Origin of the sequence: Bradyrhizobium genosp. SA-4 str. CB756 (assembly GCF_000473125.1) — a bacterium.
Lineage (GTDB): Bacteria > Pseudomonadota > Alphaproteobacteria > Rhizobiales > Xanthobacteraceae > Bradyrhizobium > Bradyrhizobium arachidis.
The window spans coordinates 5,281,461-5,308,454 of the sequence record NZ_KI421499.1 but is presented as its reverse complement, the minus strand read 5'-3'; the positions used below and the strand labels follow the sequence as shown (position 1 = coordinate 5,308,454).

Here is a 26,994-nt window from a genome sequence, read left to right as displayed (position 1 = left end):
GATGACCGACGAACACCAGATGATGGCGGGCTCAGCCACCGTCTTCGTCGTCTCAGACATCGCTGCCAGCCTTGCCTATTACCGCGACGTGCTCGGCTTCGAGGTCACCTTCGAATATGGCCAACCCCCGTCCTATGCCTGCCTCTGCCGGGACGAGGTCGGCCTGCATCTGCTCGCGGCGGCCGCAACGAAACGGCTGCCCGGACATGGCGGTCTCTGCGTTTTCGTTCGCGACGTCGATCGGATCTATGCCGAAGTCTCGGGGCGCGGGGCCAGACTGCTCAACCGGCCGGAGGATCGCGACTACGGCATGCGCGATTTCGACGTCGTCGATGCCGACGGCAACCAGATCACGTTCGGGATGGGCGTCGGCGACGCGGCCTGACATCGTCGGCCGCGGCGCTCGCGCGCGGTCAGATCCGTGCCTCCAGGATCAGGTTGAACGGCGTCTCGGCGGCGCGGCGGAAGCGCGACAGGCCGCCTTCGCTCGCGACCTTGCGCAGCCTTGCCTCGCCGGCTTGGGCGCCGAGCGCCAGGCCCACCTCCTGATCGAGCGAGGCCGGCGTGCAGATCATGGTGGACGCTGCGTAGTAGACGCGCCCGACCGGGTTGAGATTGTCTTCGAGGCGGTCGCCCGCGAACGGTTCGACCAGCATGCAGGTGCCGTCCTTGGCCATGGTCTGCCGCACGTGGCTGATGGCGCCGACGGGATCGCCCATGTCGTGCAGGCAGTCGAAGAAGCAGACGAGATCGTAGCCCTCGGCCGGATAGGTCTTGGCCGAGTGCACCGCGAAGCTGACGCGATCGCCGAGCTTTGCTTCGGCTGCAGCCTTTCGCGCCGCTTCGATCGAGCCTTCGTGATAGTCGAAGCCGTAGAAGCGCGAATTGGGGAAGGCTTCCGCCATCAGCCGCGTCGAGACGCCGTGACCGCAGCCGACATCGGCGACCTTGGCACCGCGCTTCAGCTTGTCCACGACGCCATCCAGCGCAGGCAGCCATTCCTGCACCAGATGATGCATGTAGCCGGTGCGGAAGAAGCGGGCGGTGCCGCAGAACAGGCACTCGCTGCGCCGGTTCCAGCCGACGCCCTTGCCGGACTTGAACGCATCCGTGATCTTCGGCTCGTCGAGAAACGCCGCGGCAATGACGTTGCCGACGGCGCCGAGGAATACCGGGCTGTCCGGGTCGGCAAGCGCCATAGCCTGCTCCGGCAGCATCGAGAATTTTCCGGATGCTGAATCATATTCGACGTAGCCGGACGCCGCCTGGCTCGAGAGCCATTCGCGGACATAACGCTCCGTCGTTCCGGTGGCGCTCGCCAGCTCGGCGGAGTTCATCGGTCCTTTGGCGGCGAGGGCGCGGTAAAGGCCGAGCTTGTCGCCCAGCAGGACCAGCGATGCGTTCATCGCCGCCCCGACCTCGGTGATCATCTTGCCCATAAAGGCATTCAACCTGTCGGTATCGACGTCCATGATAGCCTCCATGCGATGGCGGACATTTCAAGGGTCCGCGCACATCCACTGTCGGGAGCGCGCTGCATGCCCTGTAAATGGGTCCGCCCGTCAGAGGCGAGGTTCACGGCGTCAGGAAAAGGTGATGGCCGGAACTGGACCGCGTAACCGCGGGTATTGCGTCGCTGGCATTTGCACGATCCTGGGCATATAATCTGCGAGGTTTCTGACGGTCACCTGAATGCCCAGCTTCGCTCGTTCCTGCGCTCTTGCAACTCTCTTCGCGGTGCTCTGCCTCGGCGATGCGCCGGCCCATGCGCAGGCCGCCCCGCTACAATATTGGATTCCGGGCGGGCCCTTCGGTTTCGGCGGCAGCGCCGTGCAGAGCGCCGACGCTTACGGCAATTTTCCGAGCTTCAATGCGGGCGATGCCAACGGGGGCTATGATTTTCGTCCCGGTTTCTTTGTCGGAAGCGCGCGCGGCAATCTGGGCTTGAGCGGCCTCAGCCAGTCCGTCCCGGCCGGCAATTTCAGCGCGCTGTCCTACGACAGCACGCAGTTTGGCTACAACACCAAGACCGCGGGCGGCATGCCGGTCACGTTCTTTGCCGGTTTCAACTCGCTGAAATACGGCGACGGCATCGGCAGCTCGCTGGCGCCGCTCACCTCCGGTGCGTCGCCCGGCTACAGCGCGTTCGCGGGCGTCGAGTTCAAGCCGACCTCCAACCTCAGCCTGTCGTTCGGCGCCGGTGTCGTCCAGCAGGATTCGAGCCGCATGGACAGCGATATCCGATCGAACATGTTGCCTGGCGAGTCGCCGGCGTTGAGCGGGCTGCGGCGCTAGAGCATGACCCGGGAAAGTGTGCAGCGGTTTCCCGAAATGTCATGCTCAAACAAAAAGACTACCGCGTGAACCTCGCGACAAGCTCCACATGCGGCGTGTGGCGGAATTGGTCCACCGGCACCACGTTCTCGATCTTGTAACCACCATCGATCAAGAGCCGCGCATCGCGGGCGAAGGTCGCGGTGTTGCAGGACACGGCGATCACCACAGGCACCTCGCTCGCGGCGAGCTTCAAGGCCTGCGCCTGCGCGCCCTGACGCGGGGGATCGAACACCACGGCGTCGAAGTCGCGCAGCTCTTGCGGCACCAGCGGGCGGCGGAACAGGTCGCGCGGCTCGCACCTGATCGGCTTCAGGCCGGGCGTGCGCGCGGCTTTCGCGAGTGCGGCGATCGCGCCGGCGTCGTTGTCAAAGGCGGTGACGCGCGCCTTCTCAGCGAGCCTCAACGCAAACGGGCCGACGCCGCAGAAGAGGTCGAGCACCTCCTTGGCTTTGCCGACGCGCTCGGCTACGAGCGCGGCCAGCGTCTCTTCGCCCGCGACGGTGGCTTGCAAGAAGGAGCCCGGCGGCAGCGTCACCTCAGTGCGGCCCATCTTCACGATCGGTGCCAGTCGTTGCAGCACCAGCTCGCCATGCCGCGTCAGCCGCGCCAGGCGATGCTGCTCGGCGACGCGCGACAGCATGGTGACGATCGGTGTCGGCAGCGGACCGGAGCCGCGCACGTCGACATCGAGGCCGTTGACGGTCGCGGTGATCTGGATGTCGAGCGGTTTCGTCACCGGCATTTTCGACGTCAGCGGCTCGGCCAGCGCCCAGGCGGCGTCGAGTGCACCTTCGAGGCCGGGATCGAGGATCGGGCAGCGATGGATCGGGATGACGTCGTGCGAGCTCGCCGCCGAGAAACCGACCTTGAGCACGTCATGTGTGCCAAATCTTCCATGAAGCGTGACGCGCCGGCGGCCGGCGCCATGGGCATCGACCAGTGGCGCCACCTCGCAGACGATGCCCGCCTGTGCCAGCGTCTCGACCACGATGCCGCGCTTCCAGGCGTGATAGGGCTCTGCGGCCCAGTGCTGGATGGCGCAGCCGCCGCAGATGCCGAAATGCGGGCAGAATGGTCCGATGCGTTCGGAGCTGGCGACGTCCACTGCCAGCAGCTTGCGGCGATCGGGATGGTGGCCGGCGACGTGATCGACCTCGACGGTCTCGCCGCCAAGCGTGTAGGGCACATAGATCGCTTCGCCGGCGTCGAGGCAGACGCCATCGCCGCGATGGCCGACGTGATCGATCCTCAGGCGCTCAACCACGGCGCGCGCCCAGGAAGAATTCGATATTGCCGTCGCCGCCCGCGATCGGGGAGGGGAATATTTCGATGTCGGTGCAGCCGAGCGAAGCCGCAAACGCCGCGATGTCGTCGCAGATCTCCTGATGCACGGCGGTGTCGCGGATGATGCCCTTCTTGTTGTGCTTCCGGTCGGCCTCGAACTGCGGCTTGATCAATGCCAGCAGGCTCATCGGCGCGGCCGCCAGCGACAGCGCCACGGGCAGCACGGTTTTCAGCGAGATGAAACTGACGTCGATCACGACGACATCGGGCCGCGCCGGCAGCCGCTTGCCGTCATAGCTGCGAATATCGGTTTCCTCCATCGACACGATCTTGGGATGGCCGCGCAGCGAGGGATGCAGCTGGCTGGTGCCGACATCGACGGCAAAGACGAGGCTCGCGCCGTTTGCCAGCAGCACCTCGGTGAAGCCGCCGGTGGAGGCGCCGACGTCGAGGCAGACATGGTCCTCGATGTCGATCGGGTAGCGCTCCAGCGCGTCGGCGAGCTTGACGCCGCCGCGCGAGACGTAGGGGTGCGCAGGCTCGGCTTGGATCACGGCGTCCTCGGCGATCGTCTCCGACGGTTTTGAAACCTGCTTGTCGTCGGCCGTGACGAGCCCGGCCTCGATGGCCGCGCGCGCCCGCGCCCGGCTCTCAAACAGGCCGCGCTCGACCAGCAGAACATCCGCACGCTTGCGGGCAGGGGACAATCGACTCTCCAGGACTGGGCTTGTCGCTTATGTAGCGATCATTCGCGCGGCCGCCATCCGGGCGCAAGTCTCGAACGCAGCCAGATCGTGCCAGACGTCGATCGGCATCTGCGCTGGCGTCACCAAGGGGCAGCCGTGCAGCTCCAGCGCATGGATCATCATGAGGTTGTCGACGAGGCCAAAGTCCTCGACCGTCAGCCCCTGCGCATCGACCAGCCGTCCGTCCGCGGAGGTGACGTCAGCGAAGCGGCCGAGACGGTCGGCATAGGTGGCGGGATCGTTGGAATAGGCCAGACAGAATTTGCGGCGGCCGGCCATGTAGCCGAGCTCGTAGACAGTGCCGGGATCGGCGCCGGCGCCGCGGAACGGCGTGAGGTTGGCGATGATGGCATCGGCCTCGTCCATCATCGCCTCGTTGGCGCAGAAGATCTGCCGGGAGGCGTCGGGCGAGGCGAGGTCGATCGTGTTGTCGAGGGGATAGAGGCCGGTGAGCCCGTGCGCGGCGCAGATCGCGGCTTTCTGCCGGCCGATCTCAACCGCATCCGGCAGGAACACGTCGGGTCCTGCCAGATAGATTTTCATGAGAGTCGCGCTTCTTCGCCGATGGTCGAAGCTCGCCGTTAGGCGAGCTTGACCGTCTCGGTCTTCACGTCCTTGCCGAGCGCCTCGAACACCTTGGCGACGATGCCCTTGGCGTCGAGACCGGCGCGGGCGTACATCGCGGCCGGCGTGTCGTGGTCCTGGAACACGTCAGGCAGCACCATCGTGCGGAACTTGACCATGCCGCCGTCGAGCACACCCTGGTCGGTCAGGAACTGTGCGACATGCGAGCCAAAGCCGCCGACCGAGCCTTCCTCGATCGTGATCAGGATCTCGTGGTCGCGGGCGAGCTTGAGCACCAGATCGGTGTCGAGCGGCTTCATGAAGCGCGCGTCCGCAATCGAGGTGGAGAGGCCAAGGGCGGCGAGCTCGTCGGCCGCTTTCTCGCATTCGGCGAGACGGGTGCCGAAGGAGAGCAGGGCGATCTTGCTGCCCTGGCGGATCATGCGGCCCTTGCCAATCTCGAGGGGAACGCCGACGTCGGGCATCTCGATGCCGCGGCCTTCGCCGCGCGGGTAGCGCAGCGAGCTCGGACGGTCGTCGATCGCGACCTGGGTCGCCACCATGTGCACGAGCTCGGCTTCGTCCGCCGCCGCCATGATCACCATGTTGGGCAGACAGCCGAGATAGGCGTTGTCGAACGAGCCGGCATGGGTCGCACCGTCAGCGCCGACGAGGCCGGCGCGGTCGATGGCGAAGCGCACGGGCAGGTTCTGGATCGCGACGTCATGCACGATCTGATCGTAGCCGCGCTGCAGGAAGGTCGAGTAGATCGCGCAGAACGGCTTGTAGCCTTCGGTCGCAAGACCGGCGGCGAAGGTCACCGCATGCTGCTCGGCGATGCCGACGTCGAAAGTGCGGTCCGGGAACGCCTTGTTGAAGATGTCGACGCCGGTGCCGGACGGCATTGCCGCGGTGATGGCGACGATCTTGTCGTCCTTCTGGGCTTCCTTGACGAGGCTCTGGCCGAACACGTTCTGGTAGGCCGGCGCATTCGGCTTGGCCTTGGCTTGCGTTCCGGTCGCGACGTCGAACTTGACGACGGCGTGGTACTTGTCGGCGGAGGCTTCCGCCGGGCCGTAGCCCTTGCCCTTCTGCGTGACGACGTGGACCAGGATCGGGCCGGTCTCCATGTCGCGCACGTTCTTCAGCACGGGCAGCAGATGGTCGAGGTTATGGCCGTCGATCGGGCCGACGTAATAGAAGCCGAGCTCCTCGAACAGCGTACCGCCGTCCATCATGAAGCCGCGGGAATATTCCTCGACGCGGTTGGCGCGGTTGGCGATGATCTTGGGCAGGCGCTTGTTGATCTGCTTGGCCGCATCGCGCAGCGTGCGATAGGTCTTGCCGGAGTAGAGGCGCGACAGATAGGCGCTCATGGCGCCGACCGGCGGCGCGATCGACATGTCGTTGTCGTTGAGGATGACGATCAGGCGCGAGTTCATGGCGCCGGCGTTGTTCATGGCCTCATAGGCCATGCCCGCCGACATCGCACCGTCACCGATCACTGCAATAACGTTGTTCTTGCCGCCGGAGAGGTCACGCGCGACCGCCATGCCGAGACCGGCCGAGATCGAGGTCGAGGAATGCGCGGCGCCGAACGGATCGTAATCGCTCTCGCTGCGCTTGGTGAAGCCGGAGAGGCCGCCGCCGGTGCGCAGCGTGCGGATGCGGTCGCGGCGGCCGGTGAGGATCTTGTGCGGATAGGCCTGATGGCCGACGTCCCAGATCAGCCGGTCGCGCGGCGTGTCGAAGACGTAATGGATCGCGGTGGTGAGCTCGACCACGCCGAGGCCCGCGCCGAAGTGACCGCCGGTCACCGAGACGGCATCGATGGTCTCCTGCCGCAGCTCGTCAGCGACTTGGCGAACCTGCTCGATCTTGAGCTTGCGCAGGTCGTCCGGGGTCCGGATGGTGTCGAGAAGCGGCGTCTTACTGTATGCGTTCACGGCGATTTCCAATTTGTCAGCGCCGGAAGGTCGTTCCGGTGCGCGATGGGTTTGCACAATATCGGCGCAGCGCGAATCCTAAAACCGTCGGAGCCACCTGCCTGGGGCACGGCCCCGTCTTCAAGCTTAGGTGAGCTTAGGTGCGCTCCGGTTCAGTCTCTGTGATCCCTGTCACTTAGATCGGCTTCGTCCGTCCCAGCCAATTCACCAGCAGTTTGAAGCGCTTGTCGTCGGTAATCAGTGCCCACGCAAGGCTTGCAAAAAGCCACACTCCGCGCAGCTTTACACCAAAGCTTGGGCCAAAGCCAACCCGCCCCGCCGATTACGGCCATGCAGCTGCAACCGGCGGGCCAGATTGGTTAACCTTGGGCAGGGACCGGCGGTTCCTACCCGCCTGCTTCGTTCGCAGTGCTTTTCGGTGAAAATATGTGCTTTTTGCCCGCTCCCTGGTTCCGGCCGGCCAAGGCATTGGCCTTCGCCGGTTCCGCAGCCGGAACGTCCGCGGAACCACCCCCACGGAAAATACGGACGGAACTTCCGCATGAAGCCTTCCATGCAGGCGGCGCCGGTCAGAATGGAATTGGGCGTGTCGGCCTTACTGCACGTCGAGCGGCGCGGTGCCGGTGGCCTGACCGCTGGCATCGGTGGTGATCTTGTCGACGCGGGCCTCGGCCTGGCGCAGCAGGTCCTCGCAGCGGCGCTTCAGGGCTTCGCCACGTTCGTAGATCGTCACGGATTCCTCGAGCGGCACCTTGCCGTCCTCGAGCCGCTTCACGATCGTTTCGAGTTCCTCGATCGCGCGCTCGAAGGTGAGCCTGGAGACGTCGACTTGGGTATTTTCGGCCATATCCGTTTCCGATCGACCTATTCGCTTTCCCTGGAGTGGAGGCGGGTTTTGCGGGCTTAATGTGGCGGGCGTCGTCAGGCGCCCATCAGGGCGCCGACATGCGCCGTAACAGATTCTTTCAATCCTTGCAGGTCATAGCCGCCTTCGAGCACGGAGACAACGCGCCCGCCGGCGGACTTGTCGGCAAGGTCCATCAGCTTACGCGTGACCCAGGTGTAGTCCTCGGCGCGCAGATTCAGCGACGCCAGCGGATCGCGGTAATGCGCATCGAAGCCGGCGGAGATGATCAGCAGCTCGGGGCTGAATTTTTCCAGCCGCGGCAGGATCAGGCTCTCGAACGCGGAACGGAATTCGGGCCCGCCGTCCTCGGACGCGAGCGGTGCATTGACGATGGTGTCGTGATCGCCGCGCTCGCCCTTGGCGCCGGTGCCCGGAAACAGCGGCATCTGGTGCGTCGAGCAGTACATCACGGTCGGGTCCGACCAGAAGATGTCCTGCGTGCCGTTGCCGTGATGCACGTCGAAATCGACGATGGCGGCGCGCTTGATGCCGTATTTGCGCTGCGCATGGCGCGCGGCGATCGCGACATTGTCGAAGAAGCAGAAGCCCATCGGCTTGCCGATCTCGGCGTGGTGGCCGGGCGGGCGCACCGCGACGAAGGCGTTGCGGTGCTCGCCATTCATGACAGCTTCAGTCGCCGCCACCGCGCCGCCGACGCCGCGCATCACCGCTTCCCACGTGCCGGGGGACATCGAGGTGTCGCCGTCGATATAGACCTGGCCGCTGGTCGGCGCGATGTGGCGCAGCTCGGTGACGTAATGCTCGTTGTGGCAGAGCGTGACGAGATCGAGATCGCCCTCCGGCGCCTGGTCGCGCACCAGGAACTGGAAGCGCTCATGCGACAGCGCTTCCTCCACCGCCCGCAGGCGGTCGGGCCGTTCAGGATGTCCCGGCGGCGTGACGTGGTCGAGGCAGGCCTTGTGGGAGAGGAGAAGCGTGCTCATCAGGTCGGCCTCACAGAATACGGGCTCTCGACGTCGTTGACGCATCCGGCGCCAAAACGCAATGCAAATCCCAATCTAGGTGTTCCCTGCGGAATGGCAAACTGTGGGCCAGTCCGCTTGATCCGGATCAATTCACCCGCAGGATGCGGGTCGGTGGCAGCGGACCGATCGGCCCGTGCGCCCGGAAGAAGGCGAACAGCGCGTCCGCGTCATAGCCGCCATATTGCGGCGAGGTGCCCTGCTTGGCGACGGTAAAGCCATCGCCGCCGACGGCGAGGTAATCGTTGAGGGTGACGCGGTAGCCGCTGCCGGCTTCGATCGGCCTGCCGTTGAGCGTCATCGTCTCGAGGCTGACGCGCTCGCCGAACGGTCTTGACGCATCCCAGGTGTAGCTGAATCCGTTCGACACTTGCAGGATCCGCGGCCGCTTCGGATCGAGCCATTGCTGCTCCAGCATGTCCTTGAGCTGGCTCCCCGTCAGCGTCATCGTGACGAGACGGTTGCGGAACGGCTGGCTGGAGAACACGTCGCCGAAGGTGATCGCGCCGTTCTCCTTTGGCACGATATCGGTGCGGATGCCGCCGGGATTGGTGAGCGCGATGACAGCGCTGCCGTCCTTGGCGTCTTTCGTTGCGGCAAGCTGCGCGTCGGCGATGACGTCGCCGAGCGCGCTCTCGCCGGCCTCGTTCGGTACGCGCGATAGCGTCTGCGTCACCGAGCCGGCCGGGCGATTGGCGATGGGAGCTGCGAGCTTGTCATAGGCCTCGATCAGCGCGGTCTGCTCGGGGTCTTTCGCCAGTGAGGCATTGGCGACGATGACGTTGTCGGCTCTCGCGCCGACGATGTCGCGCGTTGCGGGATCTAGCTTGAGGTCGATCGCGGTGACCAGCGTGCCGTATTTATCGCCGCTGGTGACGAGCCGGCCGTCGATGTCGCAGACATAGGCGCGGTGGGTGTGGCCGCTGACGACGACGTCGACGGCGCGGTCGAATTTCTTGACGATGTCGACGATCGGGCCCGTGATCGCAGGGCATTCATTGTAGTCGCCCGAGGGCTCGCCTCCCTGATGGATCAGCACCACGATCGCCTCGACACCGCGCGCCTTCAGTTGCGGCACCAGCGCGTTCACCGTCTCGGCCTCGTCGCGGAATTCGAGCCCGGCAATGCCTGACGGCGAGACGATGCCTGCGGTCTCCTTCAAGGTGAGGCCGATGAAGGCGACGGGGATGCCGTCGAACTCGCGGATCTCGTAAGGCGGCAGCACGCTCTTGCCGGTCGCGGTCTCCACGGTGGACGCCGCGAGATAATGGAATTTGGCGCCGGTGAACGGATGCGGCCCCTGGCAGCCGTCGAGCGAATGGCAGCCGCCGTTCTGCATCCGCAAGAGCTCCGTCTTGCCCTCGTCGAACTCGTGATTGCCGACCGATGTGATCGCCAGCCCCATCATCGAGAGCGCTTCCACCGAAGGCTCGTCGTGAAACATCGCCGACAGGAACGGGCTCGCCCCGATCAGATCGCCGGCGGCGACGAAGATCGTGTTCTTGTGTCCCTCGCGCAGCTGCTTGACCAGCGTCGCCATGTACTCGGCCCCGCCAGCGGCGACCATCACCTTCTTGCTCTTGTCCTCGGGATCGCCAATGCGGATGCCGCCCGGCGGCGGCCGCAGATTGCCGTGAAAATCGTTGATCGCGAGAACGCGCAGCTCGACCGGCGCGGCGGTTTGCGCAGAGGCGGGCAGGGCGGAGATGAGCGCGAGTGCGGCAAGGATGGATCGGTATCGCATGGAACCAGACTAGTCGTTCAGCGCGAATATTTCACGAAAGTTCTCGCTGTCATTCCGGGGCGCGACGAAGTCGCGAGCTACGGTGCGCAATTGCGCACCTGAGAATCCATTGATCCACCGACGCTGTCGCCCGATGGATTCCGGGCTCGCGCTACGCGCGCCCCGGAATGACGGGCCTCACCGCTTCTTCCTGTTCGCGAACGCGTTGAACGCGGCGACGGCTTCGTCCGACTTCAGCCGCTCGCCGAACAGATGGGCTTCCTGGTCGATGCGGCGGGTGAGCTCTTCCGGCGCGGCGCGCAGCAATCGGCGCGAGGTCGCGACCGCCTCGGCCGGCAGCTTGCAGATCTCGCGCGCCACCTTGCGGGCCTCGACCTCGGTATGTCCCGGCGAGACCACGGTGTTGACGAAGCCTGCGGCTTCGGCCTGCTCGGCGGTGAAGGTCCGGCCCATGACCAGCATGGCAAAGGCGCGCTGATAGCCCATCGTGTGCGGCATCAACAGGCTGGCCGCGCCGACCGGCACGAGGCCTAGATTGATGTAGGGCGCCGAGAAGGTCGCGGCAGTGGAGGCCAGCACGTAATCGCAATGGAACAGCATCACCGTGCCCATGCCGATCGAGGCGCCGTCGACCGCCGCGATGATCGGCTTGACGTTCAGCGCGAGCGAATAGAGAAATTTTGCGCCGTTCGACAGCGTCTCCGGTCGCGCGGCGTCGGCCTTCAGGAAGTCGTCGATGTCGTCGCCGGCGGTGAACACGCCGGAGCCGCCGGTGATGATCATGCAGCGGATGTCGGGATTGTTCTGCGCCGTATCGATCGCGTGGCTCATCTCCCGGTACATGTCCTGCGTGATCGCGTTCTTCTTGCCGGGGCGACGCAGGGTGATCACGCGGGTTCCGCGCTCTTCGGTGACGACGATATTGCCATTCGCCATAACAACCCCCTGCACCCGCCGCGACGCTGCTGGCGAGTCTCGCAACGCTCAGCCTACATGATCTTGCAGGCGTGCCAATGCGGCAGCTCGACCTTTTCGGGAACGACCCTGTGAGGTCTCTGCGCATGGCGCTCATCTCATCGTGTCGCATGAGCCGTTGCGCATTGCAACAATTGGCTACAATGTTTCATTTGAAAAACCGTTGGTTGTGGGGCAGGGTTGCGCATGCCGTTCATCTTGGCCGAGCGCTCGACCGATGATTGCCGCAACGAAGGCTGACGAATCCTCGCTGCGTTATCGCGGCTGGCGCGTGGTGCTGGCCTGCTTCCTGATGGCTTTCTTCATGTTCGGCTTCGGCCTCTACGGCCAGGGCGTCTATCTTGCCGAGCTGCAGCGCGCCCATGGCTGGCCCGGCACGCTGGTCTCCGCCGCCAGCACCTTCTCGTTCCTGCTGACCTCCGTCCTCGTCATCTTCACCGACGATCTGCTCGCCCGCATCGGGTTGCGTGCGCTGATCCTTTGCGGCCTGTCGGCGCTCGGCGCTTCGACCGCGCTGCTGGCGCTGATGCAGACGCCGTGGCAGCTCTATCTCGCCTATGCGCTGATGGCGGTCGGCTGGACCGGGATGGGCACCGTGGTGATCGCGACGGTGCTGAACGCCTGGTTCGAGCGCCGCCGCGGGCTCGCGCTCAGCCTCGCGTTCAACGGCGCAACTTGCGGCGGCATCATCCTCGTGCCGCTGCTGCTGTCGCTGACGGGCAGCATCGGCTTCCGTCCGGCGATGCTGACAGCAACGATCGTGATGGTGGGGCTGGTGCTGCCGGTGGTCGTGAGCTTCATCGGCTGGCCCTCAGGGATGTCGCCGAGCTCCGGCGCAAACGCGGACGCCGGTGGTGTGGCCGTGCCGGCGCATTCGCGCAGGACGCTGCTCGCCAACGCGGCGTTCTGGACCATGGTGCTGCCGATCGCGATCGCGCTTCTCGCACAGATGGGATTCATCATCCACCAGGTGACGTTCCTCGAGCCGCTGATCGGCCGTCACGCCGCAGGCCTTGCGGTCACCGTCATGGCGGCGATGGCGGTGGTCGGCCGCCTGTCGCTCGGCCTGTTCGTCGACCGGCTCGATCCCAGGCTTGCCTGCGCGGCGTCGATGACGAGCCAGGCCGCCGCGCTGTTCGTGCTCCTGCAGACCACCAGCCCGACGGTGCTGCTGGTGTGCTGCGCCGTCTACGGCTTCTCGATCGGCAACATGATCACGTTCCCGCCGCTGATCATCCAGCGCGAGATCGGCTCTACCGCCTTCGCCGCCGCGATGGGATTGGGCACTTCGATCAGCGGCATCGTCAGCGCCTTCGGCCCCGGCATCGTCGGCCTCGTGCGCAGTTTTACCGGCGATTACACCACGGCGTTCGCGATGTGCGTCATGCTGGACCTGGTGGCCGCGGGTGTCGTGCTGTGGCGGCCGGGAAGACGCGTGAAGGTCGTGGCTTCGTAGCCCGGATGGAGCGAAGCGCAATCCGGGGCCGCTGCATGCTCGTGGCACACGCGTGCCGCACATTCGATGTCATCGCCCGACTTGATCGGGGCGATCCAGTATTCCGAGACCCAAGTCGTTTTTCGAGAGGCCGCGGCGTACTGGATTCCCCGCCTTCGCGGGGAATGACAGCGGGGAGGAGGAGATGCTTCCCGCTACATCGCTGTCAGAGCGGAACTTCGCCTACAACAACACCGCATCCGCCGCTGCGACCGAGTCCGCGCTCTCCGTCACGGTGCGCTCGAGCGCGCCGGCCTGCACCGCGATGTTCTCGGCGAAGAAGCGCGCGAGCGAGACGTAGCGCGGCGCATCGCCAAGGCCGTCGGCCTTCGCGGCAAGCGCTTCGGAGGCGAGCATGCAGCCGCCGAGCGTGGAGCCGAACTGCTGGAGATACGGCGTTGCGCCGGCGAGCGCCTCGTTCGGGGCGGAGGTCACGCGCTCCAGCAGCCATTTGCTGGTGCGCGTCAAGGCCTCCAGCGCCTCGCGCAATTTTACGCCCGTGGTGCCGAAAGCGGGATCGTTGGAGGCCTCCACCTGCTTGACGGTCGCCGCAAGCTCGTCGAGCAGCGCCCACACCGCTGCGCCGCCATTGGCCGCGAGTTTTCGCGTGACGAGATCGATCGCCTGGATGCCGTTGGTGCCCTCATAGATCGCGGTGATGCGTGCATCGCGATAGTGCTGCGCCGCGCCAGTCTCCTCGATGAAGCCCATGCCGCCATGCACCTGCACGCCGAGATAGGCGACCTCGTTGCCGATGTCGGTGGAATAGCCCTTTGCCATCGGCGTCAGCAGCGCCGCGCGCGCGGCAGCTTCGGCACGGACCTTGGGATCCCTGGCGCGAATGGAGACGTCGAGCGCGACGGCGGTCGCATAGCAGATGGTGCGCGCGGCCGCGGTCTGCGCCCGCATCCGCATCAGCATGCGCTTGACGTCGGGATGCACGAAGATCGGGTCCGAGCCGTCGCCTTTCTTGCCGACGGCGCGGCCCTGCTTGCGCTCCTGGGCATAGGCGAGGGCCTGCTGATAGGCGCGGTCGGCAACGCCGACGCCCTCGAGGCCGACGCCGAGGCGAGCCTGGTTCATCATCGTGAACATGCAGCGCATGCCCTGGTTCTCTTCGCCGATCAGAAAGCCGATCGCGCCGCTATGGTCGCCCATCGTCATGGTGCAGGTCGGCGAAGCATGCATGCCGAGCTTGTGCTCGACGCCGCTGGCGAAGATGTCGTTGCGTGCGCCGAGCGAGCCGTCTTCGTTGACCATGAACTTCGGCACCAGGAACAGCGAGATCCCCTTGGTGCCGGCGGGCGCGTCGGGCAGGCGCGCCAGCACGAAATGCACGATGTTGTCGGTCATGTCGTGCTCGCCATAGGTGATGAAGATCTTCGTCCCCTTGATGCGATAGGTGCCGTCGGCCTGCTTCTCCGCGCGGGTGCGCAGCGCGCCGACGTCGGAGCCGGCCTGCGGCTCGGTGAGCTGCATCGTGCCGGTCCATTCGCCGGTGACGAGCTTCTCAAGATAGATTGTCTTCAGCTCGTCGCTGCCATGCGCTTCCAGCGCCTCGATCGCGGAGGCCGTCAGCAGCGGGCAGAGGCCGAAGGCGACGTTGGAGGCGCTCCAGATCTCGGTGCAGGCGGCGTTGATCGCGAGCGGCAGGCCCTGGCCGCCGAAACCTTCCGGACCCGAGACAGCGTTCCAGCCGCCATCGGTCCAGCGCTTGTAGGCGTCCGGCCAGCCCGGCGCGGTCGTGACCTTGCCGTCACTAAGCTTGATGCCGTGCTCGTCGCCGACCTTGTTCAGCGGCGCCAGCACGTCGGTCGCGAACTTGCCGGCTTCCTCCAGCACGGCCGCGGCGATGTCGGCGTCGAAATCGCCGTAATGGCCGGCTTCCACGGCGGCCTTCAGGCCGGCGCCATGGTTGAGCGACAGCAGCATGTCAGAGATCGGCGCGCGGTAGGTCATGGCTCACTCCCGTGGACATCATTTGGCGCCGTATTCCCATGAAACGGCTGGGGTCTCAATGGGCGGGAGGCGGGGGGCGGAGCAGGCCGCCGCCAGATCCCTAATCATGCCCCATAATAGAGTGTGGCGCGGCCGCCCCCGGACCCCCGGTATTTTGCCCCTCCAGGCGGTTGAAATGCCGCGCCGCTCCCTATAGACCGGCTGCGACCGAAGGGAATCTGCGGTAGCCCGTGCTTCCGCCCGTCCCGGTCGCCAGTTGGGGCGTAGCCAAGCGGTAAGGCAGCGGATTTTGATTCCGCCATTCGGAGGTTCGATCCCTCCCGCCCCAGCCACCCTAACTACATGAATTCGAAAAGACTTTGTCCTCGTGTGCTTTTTGAGGGCATTTGGAAATTCGTTTGTCCCGTCATTTGGAAATTCTGTGCCGCTTTCGTTTCTTCCTTCGCCGAGGCACGAGATGCGGTATTAATTGCGAGCGCCTTGCCAACGCGATTTTTTGCCTCTTGTGCGCATTTTGTGTGTGGCCTTGCGCGCTGCGCCGACTGTCAACTCCATCCGTGCGGCTTGCGCTTTAGCTACCGCCTCAAAGCTAGGTTGGCGCCCCCGAATGACATCACATCAGCATCGCGCGGCATATGTAAGTCCACGACACTCGGACGGACTGCCCTAGAGGCCAAGTCAGAGTTGAAGCCCACAAACGACTTCGAGCCAATAGCAACAGCTCTAACGTCCTAGTACTCGCCGGACGCAAAGCATTCTGATTTCGTTAGTTTGGTGTAGTTGCTCAGCACTCGGGGGATCAATGGAGCCTAGAGTCTCGGTACTAAACTTCGTTTCCAATTCTGAAGCCATGCAGATGCAAATCTGCAAGCAAGCGTCCGTCGAAAAGCCGCCTTGCTGCCCGCAACCGTTTCGGCACGCGGAGAGAAACTGCGGTCGCCATTCTGCAGCCGTGGCGACCGTGATAAAATTGATGGTAGCTATCGTCAGAGCAAGGAGAAACGCGGACATTACTTCGCTTCCCTTTTTTAGCTTTCTGGTGGGCCGCTCTAATTCGACTCCATCTTTTTCAATATCTAGCTATTTGCGTAGTTGTCCCCTGAAGCGGAACCACAAATGACCGATCAGTGATAGGACTATGGCGGCCACAATTATCGGGAGCCAAATCGACGTGGTTATGATGAACAAGGAAACGATGGCCACACGTCCAAAGACCGATTCGCTGACCGGATTCTTAAGGCGAGCGAAATAGGCGTAGATAATAAAGATGGTGGCCGGCACCATCCACGCGGCAATAAGCACCAGTAACAGGTCAACAAGTTGGCTGGCATAATGGTGCATGAGCGCACCTCCTGACAGCGTCGGCGCGAGTTGCTATCACCGCTGCGCGAGATGCGGTGATTGTCGAAGATAGTTGGTCTTTGTTCGCGTTAATGGGCATCTGCACGCTCGGCATCGCTGTCACGGCCGGTGCCCAAACTCATGTGAACCCACAGCCTTCGAAGCTAGGGCCTCTCAACGCGCACTCGTTGAGATGGCTCGGGCAAGGGCTCGTCCAATGCAATCATAACCATCGGCGGTGTTGTGCAATCCGTCCCACGTTACGAGCGCGCTCTGCGCAACTCCGGCGTTGATCGAGTTTCGCATCAGCGCAAAACGAGAGAACAGCCCGACCCGTTCCTGCTTCGCGACATCGGCGATGATGCCCTCCATCGTTGAGTAGCTAGCGGAAGCGAGCACCTGTGGCGCATATTGCAGATCCATCAACACGACATCGGCAGACCCCGCCTTAAGTGCCCTTACCCCTTCAAGAACGCTTCTTTTGAGCCCTTGATCCGGCCGGCCACCCCAGGCGACGTCATTAGTGCCTAATTGCCAGATAACGAGATCAGGAGTGTGCGCGAAAACGTCACGCTCGAACCGCGCGATGTTGTTCGGAATCGTATCGCCGACTCGACCGCTGTTGATGACCTCGATCGTTGCGTTGGATCTAAGCCTCGAGAGTTCTCGGCGCATCACCTGCGGATATGTGGCCGCAGACCGAAGTACCCAGAGCCCCACCGTCGACGATGATCCGATCGCGACAATCTTTAGCGGCTCACCAGATCTCAAACGCGCCGCCGTGCGGGGCAATTGTGCGCCCAGCGAAACATCCAAATTTGCAGCAAGGCATCTCTCGCCAGATGATGCCTCGTCCTGCGCTTGAGAGGGCGCTGTGCGGGACAAACCGATAATCACGGCAGCACCGATCGACGCTATTGTTCGAGCGGTTCGGCTTACGCATGGCAGAACAAATCGACCCATGTTCCCCAATAACTGGTCGATTCTCTCTTGACAACCCTTGGCTTCAAACGTCTGGTTTTGATTGCAGGTCGATTGACGCGTGGGGAGCGAGCAGCACGCATGAGTCCGGGAATAAGACAATGTCCGGCAAGCCTGTAGCGAAACGGTTGGTATTCCATATCGGCGGTTATGATCCAATCACGTCGCATGCCAGCGCGCAACGACGCTTTGTGCGCGAAATATCCAGGTTCCAACGTACCTGGTCGGTGAACGCGGCCGTTGACGGTTCGCATGATACCGCCGACCAGATACGATGGAATGTGACGACAACTGGCCCCGATTGGCTCGTCGAAACCGATTACCGTGTGGTCCGATGGCACGACGTAATTGAGACCTTCGGGCGCCGAAGCATTGGCTCACGCATTTCCGTCGGGATTCTTGCGTTTCTGGATTTCGTTTTGGCCGGCACTCTTTGGCGGTACTTGCTGACCAACTGGCGCTACGCACTGTTCTTTCTCTATCCATTTGTCACGTTCGGATTGCTCATCGCGGCCGCCTTCTTGATTGGCGTGGTTGCATTCAAGGTCACCGGATCCATTCCTATCGCTGCCGGTGGCGGCCTCTGCGGAATCGTAGCCGTTTTGGCGGGCCCGTGGCACTGGCTACACCTGGGCGCCTTGTTCGACGATTGGATTTTCTCTTGCGAGTACATTCGATTCGGTAATTCGGAAATAGAGCAAAGGCTGGACAGGTTGGCCGCCGAGCTCGTGGTTGCGGCGAGCAACTCCGCCGCAGACGAAATTTTGGTCGTAGGGCACAGCCTTGGCGCCGTACTAGCGGTTGATCTACTTGATCGCGCCTTGAAGCTGGACCCTGCGCTCGGTCGGAAAAAGAGTCCCGTCACATTCTTGAGCGTTGGATCATCCATACTCAAGATCGGGCTGCACCCGAAGGCAGTACGCTTTCGCAGGACGGTGGAGCGCGTCGCCAATTCCCGCGCGATCTTCTGGGGCGACTATCAGGCCCTCACCGACGTGTTGAATTTTTACAAATGCCGGCCAATGGCCGAAATGGGCTTGTCGACAGAAAACGAGGCGACCGTCAGGGTCGTGAAGATTAGTCGAATGCTTAACGACGACGTGTATCAACGCATCCGCTTCAATTTCTTCCGCGTGCACTGCCAGTTCGTCAGTGGTAATGACAGGCGAACATCGTACGACTACTTCATGCTCACATGCGGACCTATTTCAGCCAAATCCCAGACGCTCGCCCCGGATGGCGCTGTGTCGATGATCGCTGACGACGGAGGCCTTGTTGCGGGCGCGCCGGCGTCGGAAAGCGAACTGCTGGGGAGTCCGGGCGCGGCAGCCTGATTTAAATGACGCCCACCATTTCAAAAGTCATCTTCGTTGCGTTGGCGATCGGCTGGTACCTCATCCGCTATAAGTACGCGCGGCGTTCCCGCCGTGCGAGGGTTGTGTGGAGCGCTCGCGGCCCCCTGGAAACTGCGCTCCTGCTCATATCTCTTTCGGGACTTGGACTTGTGCCGCTTGTCTACGTAGCGACAGGAATGCCTCGTTTCGCAGATCACAGCTTTTATCCCTGGTTGGCTTGGCTGGGGTCTTTCGTTGCGATCGCGGCTTTAGGCGTGTTTCACCTGACACATCGTGCACTCGGCCGGAATTGGTCGATAAGTCTCGACGTGCGGGAGAACCACGAACTTGTGACGGAAGGGATTTACCGGAGAGTTCGACACCCGATGTATTCGGCATTTTGGCTGTGGGCTATCGCCCAGGCATTGCTGCTGCCGAATTGGATCGCCGGTTTTGCAGGCATTGCCGGCTTCGGGATCTTGTTCTTTGGCCGCGTCGCAAGGGAAGAGCGAATGATGTTGCAGACGTTTGGCGACAGCTATCGCGAGTATATGGCGCGGACCGGTCGGGTCTTCCCGTGGATACTCTGAGGTAGGTTCCGGCGGGTCTGTTGTGCCCACGAGAGTGAATTGGAACCGGACACACCTCAATTTGCGTGCCATTTCCGCAACATACGGTAGAAAAAGCTGTCGGAACCGCGCGTTCCCCGGTCTATTCGTTAGTGCTGTGGCGAGTGTCAGGTTATTTCTATGCGTGTCAGGTGAATTCCACTCGCTTCCGAACAAATGGTGAGAACCGATGCTGAAATTCGTTGTACTTGGAATCGCTTCGTTGGCCTTCGTGGGAACCGCAGCTGCTGCGGACCTGCCACGGCCTCAGCCGGTTGCCGCCGCGGCGCCGGTTGGCAAAGCTCCGATCGGCAAGTATCCCGTGGGTAAGAGCCCCGTGGGCAAATACCCGGTCGCTGCCCCGGCTCCGTTGGTGACCAAGGGTTGATCTGACTATCCATTCGGACGCCAGCGGCGTTCATTTGGGGTAGTAGACTACCTATGGCATCGGATCTTGGATCCAAGGGGATTCGAAGATGGCAGGAGTGATTCGGAAACATCCGGGTCTAGCGCTTCTTGCAAAGGCCGCCATGCTCGCGGCCTTTGTGGGCTTGGGGGCCGGGATCAGTAGCGCGCAACCACTCGTGGCGCGTACCGACCAGCAGCAACGGGACGCTCTCCCCAGTTCGGCGACGAAGCATGCAGCGACCATGGCTGCTGCTACGCCGGCGATATCCGATGTAAAGCCAGCTCGAAGAGCTGCTGCCACGGGTCCCTATTACGTTGATTTTCGTGCCCGCACGGCGGCAACGTACGGTCATGCCTTCGTCTGGTACGGAAAGACAGGCGAAAAGCAGGTCGAGGTCGCTGGTCTGGCTCCGGCCGGCGACGAGGTGCCCTATATCCTGGGACACATCGTGTTTGTCCCTTCTGAGACGGGTGCGACCTACGGTGATCTTGACGAGCAATATCTAACGGCCAGCTATCGCGTCTATTTGTCTGAGGCGGACGCCAAGAAGGTCTTTGCTTATATCAAGCGCCAGCAGGAGACTTCGCCGCTCTGGAATGCAGCGACGGCAAACTGCACCGCCTTTATCGGCCGCATAGCGACGTTCATGGGCCTCAACGCTCCGTTTCATCTGCTAAAGCCTGAGGAATACGTCAACAAACTCAGAGAGCTGAACGGGGGGCGAAAGACGGTGCAGCTTGAACCCGGTCGAGGCTAGAATCCTCGGATTGAGTTCATCCAGTTTTCCGCGCGCCAGGATGGGTGTGAGGTCTTCAAGACATTCAAGCGAGCTTGTTCTTTGAGGATGCGGTTCGGTACGACCGACATTCTTGGGCTGCCTCGCTTGGTTGATGAATAGGCCGAGGAGATCATGGGAACGCCCGTCGCGCTGCGCTGCGAGGCAGGTCCACCTCCGCTTTGACATTGCTAAGCTCTCGTTGGAAACCGTTCCGAGGTCGAAGTCTTCCTTGGCGTAGTCGAGGAGGGTTCGCAGAACTTGTCGTCGCAGACGAAGACTACTGCTTAGGCGATGGTTCTGCGTCGAGGCAGAGCATCAACATCAATCGACCAGTGCGCGTCGCGAACATCGCGCTGAATCGAGATCTCTACCATCAGCACGCTTGTCGCCGCCTATGTCGATCCGCGATCATGATCGCGGTGTAGCCGGCCTTTGCGGCGGTCACGGCGCGGAAAGCTGCGCGTTATCAAGTCGACAAGCGCTCTTTCAGCTTTGTGGAAATGGAAGAGCTGAGTTCACGTCGCTCGTATTCGAGCGCGATGGATCAGGCGCTTTTTTTGAGCTAAGCCGTCTGAGCCGCCGGAACGGCGCGGGCGGCCACTCTATTGCGGCATACTCAATGCCTGCAAGCTATCGCGCCGGTATTCGGGGGACGTGGATGCGGGTCCATATGATTGTTGCCGGCCTTATCCTAGCGATCATCGGGAAGGCCAATGCCACGGTTGTCGATAAGGGAACCGACGCGCAAAAGTCTTGCGAGCTGCTTGTCAAGAATTCGCCTCGCAATCAGGACGAAGCTCGGTCCGCAGGCGTATGTGAGGGGATGATCGAAACCGCGATGCTCTTTTCACCAAATCTGCCCGCTGACGTCCGTGCATGCCCCCCCGCGCAAGGCAGCCCTTTGCAAAGTGCGAAGGTTTTTCTGCAGTATCTTGATAGCAATCCGGATCGAGTGAATGAACCGGGGATCACCGTCGCTATTGAAGCATTCAGGGATGCTTGGCCCTGCCGTGGGGACGATGCCGGAACTGGACCGAAAAAGCGTGCCCCAAAAAAATCCAAATAGAACGCGTATCTGCGGATACTGATGCCGGCCTTACGGTCCGCGATGTTCGCGTCCGGCCTGATTGATTCGCAATGCACTACCGCCGAGGTGCGCGAACTGAACCGTAGTGCCCACCTCCACAACTAGTACTCAAACGCCTTATCGACGAGCGAAGCCTTGAGCCCCGATAAACAGCGGGGCATTGTGCCATCAACGCCCGGGCTGGAACAGCATGACAATCGCATGCCGCGTCCTGATGATCTATCCGAAGTTCGTTCCGAATTCGTTTTGGAACTATGCGGAGGCCTGCGAACTCGTCGGCGCGAAGTATCCCACGGCGCCACTCGGCCTGATCACCGTCGCCGCTATGTTGCCGAAGCATTGGGACATCCGACTCGTCAACCGCAATACTGAAGCGTTGACAGATGCGGACCTCGATTGGGCCGATCTTGTGATGATCGGCGGTATGCTCAACCAGCAGCCGGACGCCATCTACCTGATCGATCTCGCCCACCTGCGCGGCAAGCCAGTATGTGTCGGTGGGCCGGACGTCTCCTCCAGCCCGCATCTTTACGCGGACGCGGATTTTCAGGTGATCGGCGAGGCCGAGCATGTCATCGAGCAGTTCATCGCCGCCTGGGAACGCGGCGAACGCAAGGGCGTGTTCATCGCCGAGAAATTCAAGATAGATGTCACGCTGAGTCCGATGCCTCGCTACGATCTTCTCAACTTCGATCACTATCTATACATCGGCTTGCAGTATTCGCGTGGCTGCCCGTTCACCTGCGAGTTCTGCGATATTATCGAGCTGTATGGTCGCGTGCCGCGTACCAAGACCAACGATCAGATTCTCGCAGAGTTGCAGGCGCTCTACGATCACGGTTATCGCGGGCATGTCGATTTCGTCGACGATAATTTCATCGGCAACAAGAAGAACCTCCGCACCTTGATGCCGCGGCTCAAAGCCTGGCTGGAAGACCACGACTATCCATTCGAGTTCTCAACCGAAGCCTCGATCAACATCGCGGACGACAGCGAGCTGTTGCAGGCAATGAAGGATGCGAACTTCTTCGCGATCTTCGTCGGCATCGAGAGCCCGGATCCCGAGACGCTGGTGCAGATGAAGAAGAAGCAGAACACCAGGCGCAACATCGCCGAGTGCATTCACAAGATTTACGGCTACGGCATGTTCGTCACCGCTGGTTTCATCGTCGGGTTCGACAATGAAAAGGCCTCGATAGGACAGGCGATGGCCGACCTCATCGAGGAGGCGAGCATTCCAGTCTCCATCGTTGGGCTTCTTTATGCGCTGCCCGGCACGCAGCTCACACGGCGGTTGGCCATGGAAGGCCGCTTGCACCAGGGCCATGACCTTATGAACGTCGAGCAGGCGGGCGATCAGTGCACGCTCGGGTGCAATTTCGATACCAAGCGTCCACTTCGTGACATCCTTTCCGATTACAAAGCAGTGCTCGGGCACGTCTACAGTCCGGCGGCATATGCGGGACGGCTGTCCCGTCTCGCAGCCATGCTCGACCGATCCGACCGGCGCCGCGATCTGCCGGATGGCGATGTGCGCAAGAGGCTTGGCGGCATCGACAGCCTACACAAGATCATGCGGGCTCTGCCGAAAGTTCGCGAGCCGTTCTGGAAGACCTTTGTCGAAGTCGCCAAGACCAATCCGGGCGCGCTGCGTTACATCGTGATGCTGATGGCGTTGTACATGCACCTCGGGCCGTTTTCGGAACGCGTGATCGGCGAGATTGACCGCCGCATTGCCGAGTTGGAGGATGTACCTCCACTAAGGGCTACCGCAGTCAGTCAAGTGCTACCTCCAGCGACGGTGTAGCCACAGCCACTGATCGGGATATTCGCGGATCCAGCCCTCGATGACCGATGCGACCGCCTGCATCGTTCCCTGAATGTCGATTTGTCCTCCGGCATCGCGGACCGGCTTCACTTCTTCAGACAGTTGGCCACGAAAGCGCTGTCCGGGCAGACCGACAATGCGCACGCCATGAATCGGGCACTCAATCTGCCGCAGCAGCCGGGCGAGCATCGGATTGGCCCTGGTCCTGCATGGGAGCTGAGGAACGATATGCTTGGGTCGTTTCAATGCGATTGCTGTCTCGCGCGGTGATGGCCTCCATCAGCAACCCCGCGAGCTGCGCGGGTTGCCGCTCGCCTTACTCCGAAGTGGCCGTGCGGCCCGATGGAATGCTCCAGGGAGGACCGAGCCCGAGATCCCCGGAAAGCGAGGCCCTCAACTCACTGCGTTCGGGACGCGGGGAGGGCCCTCAGTCAGATCGCGACCCGAACCGGACGGCGGTGCCGGTGGCTGCGCCAGGATTTGAACCTGCTTGGGCTCTAGACTGGGAGGCTCGTGCCGCTCACATCGACCGTTCAAGCCGTAGCTCAGCGGGCGTGTTTTCATTTGGAAACGGCATCTAAGCTATTGGATTTGTTACAGGTCCTTTCGACCGTTTTTTCCAAACGTGATTTGGAATCGTTGAATAATCAATCGGATTTTGATTCCGCCATTCGGAGGTTCGATCCCTCCCGCCCCAGCCAGCACTTAAGGTTGCTGAGTTCGTTGTGTAAGCAACTCTATTCCCGCCAAATTCTTTGGACGCGATTGGAAATGGAGCTTCTTATGCTCGGTCCAGAATCGAACTAAACGGCGTCGTGCATTACATCGACCATATTGGCTTATCTCGGTGGCTTCATCCCGGCCATATATCGCGGAAGCCACCAGGGCAGGTCTGTTATTACGCCCTCATCGTAGAATAGCGTGTTACGGCGAACAAATCGGACACCCAGTTGAAATGATGCACTTGTGCGCAATTGGCGCCGTCCTGCAATTCGCCCAACGGACAGCCTCGGGAGTTCGAGTCCCTTCCCCGCTACCAATCCTCCAATTTTTCTGCGTCAAACTACGATCTTCCGCGATTTTAGACACCTGATGCTAGCGGTCGGCGCTGCTGCCGCGAATTGAGCTGGCTCCGTGGCGCAAGTTCTCTTGTCCTGCCAGCGAGCGCGCATCAGTAGAGGGTGGGACAGCGGAATCTGGGGCACATTTGCGAAAGACGGAGATCTTGATTGGCGATAGTCAAGCGTACTTATTCTTGTCAGCATCGAGATAAGCAGCGGCCGCGGCCAGGACTGACGCTACGCCGACGACGCATGCGGTCCATCCAAAGGGATCGAACAATCGTCCTAGAATGGTCGGGTCGACCAGCGCTCCGAAGAAATTGCAGGCCAGATAAATGCGTTCGCGATCCCTCGGTGCTCGGCGGCGACCTGGACGAGAAACGGGCCGTCAATAGGGATTGCGTGCGCTAAGCCGACAGGAACCTGGTCAGGAGCTCCGCCGTGTCGGTGGGGTTTTCCTCGGGGAAGAAGTGACCTCCCTTGACCGCCTGGCCATGCACGTCGTCGGCCCACTTCCTCCAGATTCCCAAGGCGCCCCCATCCGGCCCGTAGAATGTATCGAGGGGGCCGCCGGAAGCCCACAAATGCAGCATCGGGCACTTGATGCGCCGTCCTTCCTTCTGATCCGCCTTGTCATGCTCGATATCCAGCGTTGCTGCTGCGCGATACTCTTCGCAGATGGCATGCACCCGGGCCGGATCACGATACGTTTCGGTGTATTCCGCCCTGACTTCGGAGCCGAACGAGCCTTGGCCGAATGGATTTTCGAAGACCGCGTCAGGCGCGCCGCTCAGGTATTTCTCGGGAAGCGGGGCCTTCTGCGAGAGCAGACTCCAAGGCCAGTAGGTCATGGCGAACTTTGCATCGGCGTGGCCCCATGCTTCCGAGATCGGCAAGACGTCAAATACCGCGAGGCGTTGCACCTTCTCCGGATGATCGAGCGCGAGGCGATAGGAAACGCGACCGCCGCGATCGTGTCCGACTAGGTCGAATTTGGAAAAGCCGAGCTTGTCCATCACGGCGACGAGCTCCTTCGCCATCTCGCGCTTCGTATAGGGGTAATGATCCTCCGCGGAAGCGGGAATACCGCTGCGACCATAGCCACGAAGATCGACGCAGATCACCGTGTGCTTGCTAGCGAGATGCGGCGCCACGTGACGCCACATCAGGCTGGTTCGAGGAAATCCATGGACCATGAGCAGCGGGGATCCGCTCCCGTAGCGCCTGACGAAGATGGTGTTGTCGTCGGTCTTGATCTCCGCTGTCTCGAAGTGATCGGAAGCGGTCGAGGTGGTCTTGTCGAGGAATTGACCGGCAGCGCGCTGCGGCAGAAGCGCCAGTGACAGCGCGGCGCTGGATGCGGCGGTCATCGCCTGGACGAAGGTCCGGCGCTCGATCTTTGTCTCTTCGATCATCTCTGATGTCCTTCAAGGCTGGCGCAGCGTACTTGCCAAATGCCCCTTCGATGACGGCGCGGCGACACATGCTAGCAGCTCCGAGGAATCGCGTTTTCGCAGGATTAGCGCCTCTGACGCGTTCATGCTCAAAACGCCGTCCGGCCGGCGCGATGAGGCCGCGGCAGGGGAGCGGCCGGGAATTGACCGTCGGAATGATCCGCCACCTGTAACCAGAGCGGCTGGATCGCCGAATAGCGAAAGGTCCGGGTCGACGGGAGCGCGATTGCGCTGTCCGGTAGAGCAAGGGAAGAGATATGTCTGAGGAAATCAACCATGATCGCCGGTACGTCCTCGGTGTAGCGGCAATGACAGTCGCTGCAGCGGAGCTCGGCATAATTGCGCCGGCGGATGCCAATCCTCATGCGAGCAGGAAAGTCGTTCGGGCCGGCACCGGAAGATCGGAAACCGCGGCCGCGAACGTCACCATCGTTCTTGTCCACGGCGCCTGGGCCGACGGTTCGAGCTGGGGCCGCGTCATCACATCGCTGCAGTCCGGAGGGCTGAAGACGTTGGCGGCACCGATTCCGCTCTCGTCGCTATCGGATGATGTTACGGCGCTCGAGCGGGCATTGGAGCGGACCAATGGCCCGCTCGTGCTCGTCGCGCATGCCTATGCCGGCGCCGTGATAGGTGCATGCACCAACGAGAGGGTTCGATCGCTGGTATTCATTTCGGCTCTCTCCCCCGACGAAGGTGAAACAGTCGCCGACGTATTCTATCGCGACAAGCCGTCGCCGGAAGCGCCGAAACTCACCCCCGACAGTCACGGTCTCCTCTGGATGCCGGACGACCGGTTCAGCGCTGCCTGGTGTCAGCATGCCCGGCCCGAACAGGCCGCACTCTTCGCGGCGATCCAGCGTCCCATTGCCGTCGCGGCCATCCAGGAAAAGGCTCCGAAACCGGCATGGAAAGCGAAGCCGTCATGGTACCTCGTCGCCGAGGAGGATCGCATGATCAATCCGGCGACCCAGCTGTTCCTGGCGCGTCGGATGGGTGCGCAGGTTCGCTCGGAGAAGGTCGATCATGCATCGCCGATCACGGCCCCGGGGCCGGTCATCGGAATGATACACGAGGCCATCGCCGGTTCCGTCGCACGTCAGAACGCCACGCAGCAACACGGCTGAACCGGCAAGGCAAGCAGCCCCGGCGCCTCACCGACGCACGGCGGAT

Annotated in this window: 23 protein-coding genes, 1 tRNA gene and 1 pseudogene; 11 read left to right on the top strand and 14 right to left on the bottom strand. The window is 62.3% G+C overall.

Annotated features, from left to right (window positions below):
* Window position 1 precedes the first annotated feature (1 nt).
* Window positions 2-385: a bleomycin resistance protein gene (locus tag BRAGE_RS0125800; protein WP_027558310.1), complete on the top strand. Its 384-nt coding sequence runs from the start codon at window positions 2-4 to the stop codon at window positions 383-385.
* Between the two features lie 28 nt (window positions 386-413).
* Here the strand turns inward: BRAGE_RS0125800 and BRAGE_RS0125795 are convergent, their stop codons facing one another.
* On the bottom strand, window positions 414-1,472 hold the full coding sequence (locus BRAGE_RS0125795; protein ID WP_027558311.1) for a class I SAM-dependent methyltransferase: 1,059 nt from the start codon (window positions 1,470-1,472) through the stop codon (window positions 414-416).
* A gap of 220 nt (window positions 1,473-1,692) precedes the next feature.
* On the opposite strand from BRAGE_RS0125795, the gene BRAGE_RS0125790 reads away from it, so the two are divergent.
* Window positions 1,693-2,295 carry a hypothetical protein gene (locus tag BRAGE_RS0125790; RefSeq protein ID WP_027558312.1) on the top strand — a complete coding sequence of 201 codons (603 nt, stop codon included), beginning with the start codon at window positions 1,693-1,695 and terminating at the stop codon, window positions 2,293-2,295.
* Between the two features lie 58 nt (window positions 2,296-2,353).
* On the opposite strand, the gene BRAGE_RS0125785 is transcribed toward BRAGE_RS0125790, so the two are convergent.
* From BRAGE_RS0125785 to BRAGE_RS0125745, 8 genes are all read right to left on the bottom strand, one after another.
* Complete coding sequence (locus BRAGE_RS0125785; protein WP_027558313.1) at window positions 2,354-3,601, bottom strand: class I SAM-dependent RNA methyltransferase; 1,248 nt, start codon at window positions 3,599-3,601, stop codon at window positions 2,354-2,356.
* Window positions 3,594-4,328: a TlyA family RNA methyltransferase gene (locus tag BRAGE_RS0125780; RefSeq protein ID WP_027558314.1), complete on the bottom strand. Its 735-nt coding sequence runs from the start codon at window positions 4,326-4,328 to the stop codon at window positions 3,594-3,596. Before BRAGE_RS0125780 ends, BRAGE_RS0125785 begins: the two co-directional genes overlap by 8 nt.
* A gap of 27 nt (window positions 4,329-4,355) precedes the next feature.
* Window positions 4,356-4,910, bottom strand: a complete 555-nt coding sequence (locus BRAGE_RS0125775; RefSeq protein WP_027558315.1) for a nucleoside 2-deoxyribosyltransferase — start codon at window positions 4,908-4,910, stop codon at window positions 4,356-4,358.
* Between the two features lie 38 nt (window positions 4,911-4,948).
* Window positions 4,949-6,877, bottom strand: a complete 1,929-nt coding sequence (dxs, locus tag BRAGE_RS0125770) for a 1-deoxy-D-xylulose-5-phosphate synthase (RefSeq protein ID WP_027558316.1) — start codon at window positions 6,875-6,877, stop codon at window positions 4,949-4,951.
* 595 nt (window positions 6,878-7,472) lie between these two features.
* Window positions 7,473-7,724, bottom strand: coding sequence for an exodeoxyribonuclease VII small subunit (locus BRAGE_RS0125760; RefSeq protein WP_027558317.1), 252 nt, complete (start codon window positions 7,722-7,724; stop codon window positions 7,473-7,475).
* 74 nt (window positions 7,725-7,798) lie between these two features.
* The gene (locus BRAGE_RS0125755) at window positions 7,799-8,728 is read right to left on the bottom strand and encodes a histone deacetylase family protein (RefSeq protein ID WP_027558318.1); all 930 of its coding nucleotides are present in this window, start codon (window positions 8,726-8,728) and stop codon (window positions 7,799-7,801) included.
* A 127-nt stretch (window positions 8,729-8,855) separates the two neighbouring features.
* Window positions 8,856-10,511, bottom strand: a complete 1,656-nt coding sequence (locus BRAGE_RS0125750) for a bifunctional metallophosphatase/5'-nucleotidase (protein WP_027558319.1) — start codon at window positions 10,509-10,511, stop codon at window positions 8,856-8,858.
* Window positions 10,512-10,688: 177 nt separating this feature from the next.
* Window positions 10,689-11,447: an enoyl-CoA hydratase-related protein gene (locus BRAGE_RS0125745; protein WP_027558320.1), complete on the bottom strand. Its 759-nt coding sequence runs from the start codon at window positions 11,445-11,447 to the stop codon at window positions 10,689-10,691.
* A gap of 256 nt (window positions 11,448-11,703) precedes the next feature.
* Here BRAGE_RS0125745 and BRAGE_RS0125740 point away from each other — a divergent pair, with 256 nt between their 5' ends.
* Window positions 11,704-12,942, top strand: coding sequence for an MFS transporter (locus tag BRAGE_RS0125740; protein WP_027558321.1), 1,239 nt, complete (start codon window positions 11,704-11,706; stop codon window positions 12,940-12,942).
* 222 nt (window positions 12,943-13,164) lie between these two features.
* Here the strand turns inward: BRAGE_RS0125740 and BRAGE_RS0125735 are convergent, their stop codons facing one another.
* The gene (locus tag BRAGE_RS0125735) at window positions 13,165-14,940 is read right to left on the bottom strand and encodes an acyl-CoA dehydrogenase (protein ID WP_027558322.1); all 1,776 of its coding nucleotides are present in this window, start codon (window positions 14,938-14,940) and stop codon (window positions 13,165-13,167) included.
* Window positions 14,941-15,197: 257 nt separating this feature from the next.
* Between BRAGE_RS0125735 and BRAGE_RS0125730 the strand changes: the two genes are divergently transcribed.
* A tRNA-Gln gene (locus BRAGE_RS0125730) sits at window positions 15,198-15,272 on the top strand.
* Window positions 15,273-16,020: 748 nt separating this feature from the next.
* Here the strand turns inward: BRAGE_RS0125730 and BRAGE_RS0125725 are convergent.
* Both BRAGE_RS0125725 and BRAGE_RS0125720 read right to left on the bottom strand, forming a co-directional pair.
* Window positions 16,021-16,281 carry a hypothetical protein gene (locus tag BRAGE_RS0125725; RefSeq protein ID WP_027558323.1) on the bottom strand — a complete coding sequence of 87 codons (261 nt, stop codon included), beginning with the start codon at window positions 16,279-16,281 and terminating at the stop codon, window positions 16,021-16,023.
* A 174-nt stretch (window positions 16,282-16,455) separates the two neighbouring features.
* On the bottom strand, window positions 16,456-17,178 hold the full coding sequence (locus BRAGE_RS0125720; protein WP_231164297.1) for an SGNH/GDSL hydrolase family protein: 723 nt from the start codon (window positions 17,176-17,178) through the stop codon (window positions 16,456-16,458).
* A 185-nt stretch (window positions 17,179-17,363) separates the two neighbouring features.
* On the opposite strand from BRAGE_RS0125720, the gene BRAGE_RS0125715 reads away from it, so the two are divergent.
* The 6 genes from BRAGE_RS0125715 (at window position 17,364) to BRAGE_RS0125700 (ending at window position 23,285) form a co-directional block, all read left to right on the top strand.
* The gene (locus tag BRAGE_RS0125715; RefSeq protein WP_028146364.1) at window positions 17,364-18,596 is read left to right on the top strand and encodes a hypothetical protein; all 1,233 of its coding nucleotides are present in this window, start codon (window positions 17,364-17,366) and stop codon (window positions 18,594-18,596) included.
* 5 nt (window positions 18,597-18,601) lie between these two features.
* Window positions 18,602-19,186: a protein-S-isoprenylcysteine O-methyltransferase gene (locus BRAGE_RS0125710; protein WP_027558326.1), complete on the top strand. Its 585-nt coding sequence runs from the start codon at window positions 18,602-18,604 to the stop codon at window positions 19,184-19,186.
* Window positions 19,187-19,394: 208 nt separating this feature from the next.
* Window positions 19,395-19,592, top strand: coding sequence for a hypothetical protein (locus tag BRAGE_RS56900; RefSeq protein WP_084334208.1), 198 nt, complete (start codon window positions 19,395-19,397; stop codon window positions 19,590-19,592).
* 88 nt (window positions 19,593-19,680) lie between these two features.
* On the top strand, window positions 19,681-20,370 hold the full coding sequence (locus tag BRAGE_RS0125705) for a hypothetical protein (protein ID WP_051378027.1): 690 nt from the start codon (window positions 19,681-19,683) through the stop codon (window positions 20,368-20,370).
* Between the two features lie 415 nt (window positions 20,371-20,785).
* Complete coding sequence (locus tag BRAGE_RS54785; RefSeq protein ID WP_141262951.1) at window positions 20,786-21,457, top strand: Rap1a/Tai family immunity protein; 672 nt, start codon at window positions 20,786-20,788, stop codon at window positions 21,455-21,457.
* 211 nt (window positions 21,458-21,668) lie between these two features.
* The gene (locus BRAGE_RS0125700) at window positions 21,669-23,285 is read left to right on the top strand and encodes a B12-binding domain-containing radical SAM protein (RefSeq protein WP_028146363.1); all 1,617 of its coding nucleotides are present in this window, start codon (window positions 21,669-21,671) and stop codon (window positions 23,283-23,285) included.
* On the opposite strand, the pseudogene BRAGE_RS0125695 reads toward BRAGE_RS0125700, so the two are convergent.
* Window positions 23,265-23,513, bottom strand: a pseudogene (locus tag BRAGE_RS0125695) (lipid A biosynthesis lauroyl acyltransferase); the annotation flags it as partial. The gene BRAGE_RS0125700 and the pseudogene BRAGE_RS0125695 overlap by 21 nt on opposite strands.
* 1,261 nt (window positions 23,514-24,774) lie before the next feature.
* A complete protein-coding gene (locus BRAGE_RS0125690) occupies window positions 24,775-25,782 on the bottom strand; it encodes an alpha/beta fold hydrolase (RefSeq protein ID WP_084334210.1) in 1,008 nt (335 codons plus the stop codon).
* 296 nt (window positions 25,783-26,078) lie between these two features.
* On the opposite strand from BRAGE_RS0125690, the gene BRAGE_RS0125685 reads away from it, so the two are divergent.
* Window positions 26,079-26,948, top strand: coding sequence for an alpha/beta fold hydrolase (locus BRAGE_RS0125685; RefSeq protein ID WP_347336520.1), 870 nt, complete (start codon window positions 26,079-26,081; stop codon window positions 26,946-26,948).
* Window positions 26,949-26,994: the final 46 nt, after the last annotated feature.

Bases quoted from the DNA above. Each gene is read 5' to 3' on its own strand.
- BRAGE_RS0125800 (WP_027558310.1), top strand. From the start codon at position 2: ATGACCGACGAACACCAGATGATGGCGGGCTCAGCCACCGTCTTCGTC.
- BRAGE_RS0125795 (WP_027558311.1), bottom strand. From the start codon at position 1,472: ATGGACGTCGATACCGACAGGTTGAATGCCTTTATGGGCAAGATGATC.
- BRAGE_RS0125790 (WP_027558312.1), top strand. From the start codon at position 1,693: ATGCCCAGCTTCGCTCGTTCCTGCGCTCTTGCAACTCTCTTCGCGGTG.
- BRAGE_RS0125775 (WP_027558315.1), bottom strand. From the start codon at position 4,910: ATGAAAATCTATCTGGCAGGACCCGACGTGTTCCTGCCGGATGCGGTT.
- BRAGE_RS0125760 (WP_027558317.1), bottom strand. From the start codon at position 7,724: ATGGCCGAAAATACCCAAGTCGACGTCTCCAGGCTCACCTTCGAGCGC.
- BRAGE_RS0125755 (WP_027558318.1), bottom strand. From the start codon at position 8,728: ATGAGCACGCTTCTCCTCTCCCACAAGGCCTGCCTCGACCACGTCACG.
- BRAGE_RS0125750 (WP_027558319.1), bottom strand. From the start codon at position 10,511: ATGCGATACCGATCCATCCTTGCCGCACTCGCGCTCATCTCCGCCCTG.
- BRAGE_RS0125745 (WP_027558320.1), bottom strand. From the start codon at position 11,447: ATGGCGAATGGCAATATCGTCGTCACCGAAGAGCGCGGAACCCGCGTG.
- BRAGE_RS0125740 (WP_027558321.1), top strand. From the start codon at position 11,704: ATGATTGCCGCAACGAAGGCTGACGAATCCTCGCTGCGTTATCGCGGC.
- BRAGE_RS0125735 (WP_027558322.1), bottom strand. From the start codon at position 14,940: ATGACCTACCGCGCGCCGATCTCTGACATGCTGCTGTCGCTCAACCAT.
- BRAGE_RS0125725 (WP_027558323.1), bottom strand. From the start codon at position 16,281: ATGCACCATTATGCCAGCCAACTTGTTGACCTGTTACTGGTGCTTATT.
- BRAGE_RS0125715 (WP_028146364.1), top strand. From the start codon at position 17,364: ATGTCCGGCAAGCCTGTAGCGAAACGGTTGGTATTCCATATCGGCGGT.
- BRAGE_RS0125710 (WP_027558326.1), top strand. From the start codon at position 18,602: ATGACGCCCACCATTTCAAAAGTCATCTTCGTTGCGTTGGCGATCGGC.
- BRAGE_RS56900 (WP_084334208.1), top strand. From the start codon at position 19,395: ATGCTGAAATTCGTTGTACTTGGAATCGCTTCGTTGGCCTTCGTGGGA.
- BRAGE_RS0125705 (WP_051378027.1), top strand. From the start codon at position 19,681: ATGGCAGGAGTGATTCGGAAACATCCGGGTCTAGCGCTTCTTGCAAAG.
- BRAGE_RS54785 (WP_141262951.1), top strand. From the start codon at position 20,786: ATGTCGATCCGCGATCATGATCGCGGTGTAGCCGGCCTTTGCGGCGGT.
- BRAGE_RS0125700 (WP_028146363.1), top strand. From the start codon at position 21,669: ATGACAATCGCATGCCGCGTCCTGATGATCTATCCGAAGTTCGTTCCG.
- BRAGE_RS0125690 (WP_084334210.1), bottom strand. From the start codon at position 25,782: ATGATCGAAGAGACAAAGATCGAGCGCCGGACCTTCGTCCAGGCGATG.
- BRAGE_RS0125685 (WP_347336520.1), top strand. From the start codon at position 26,079: ATGTCTGAGGAAATCAACCATGATCGCCGGTACGTCCTCGGTGTAGCG.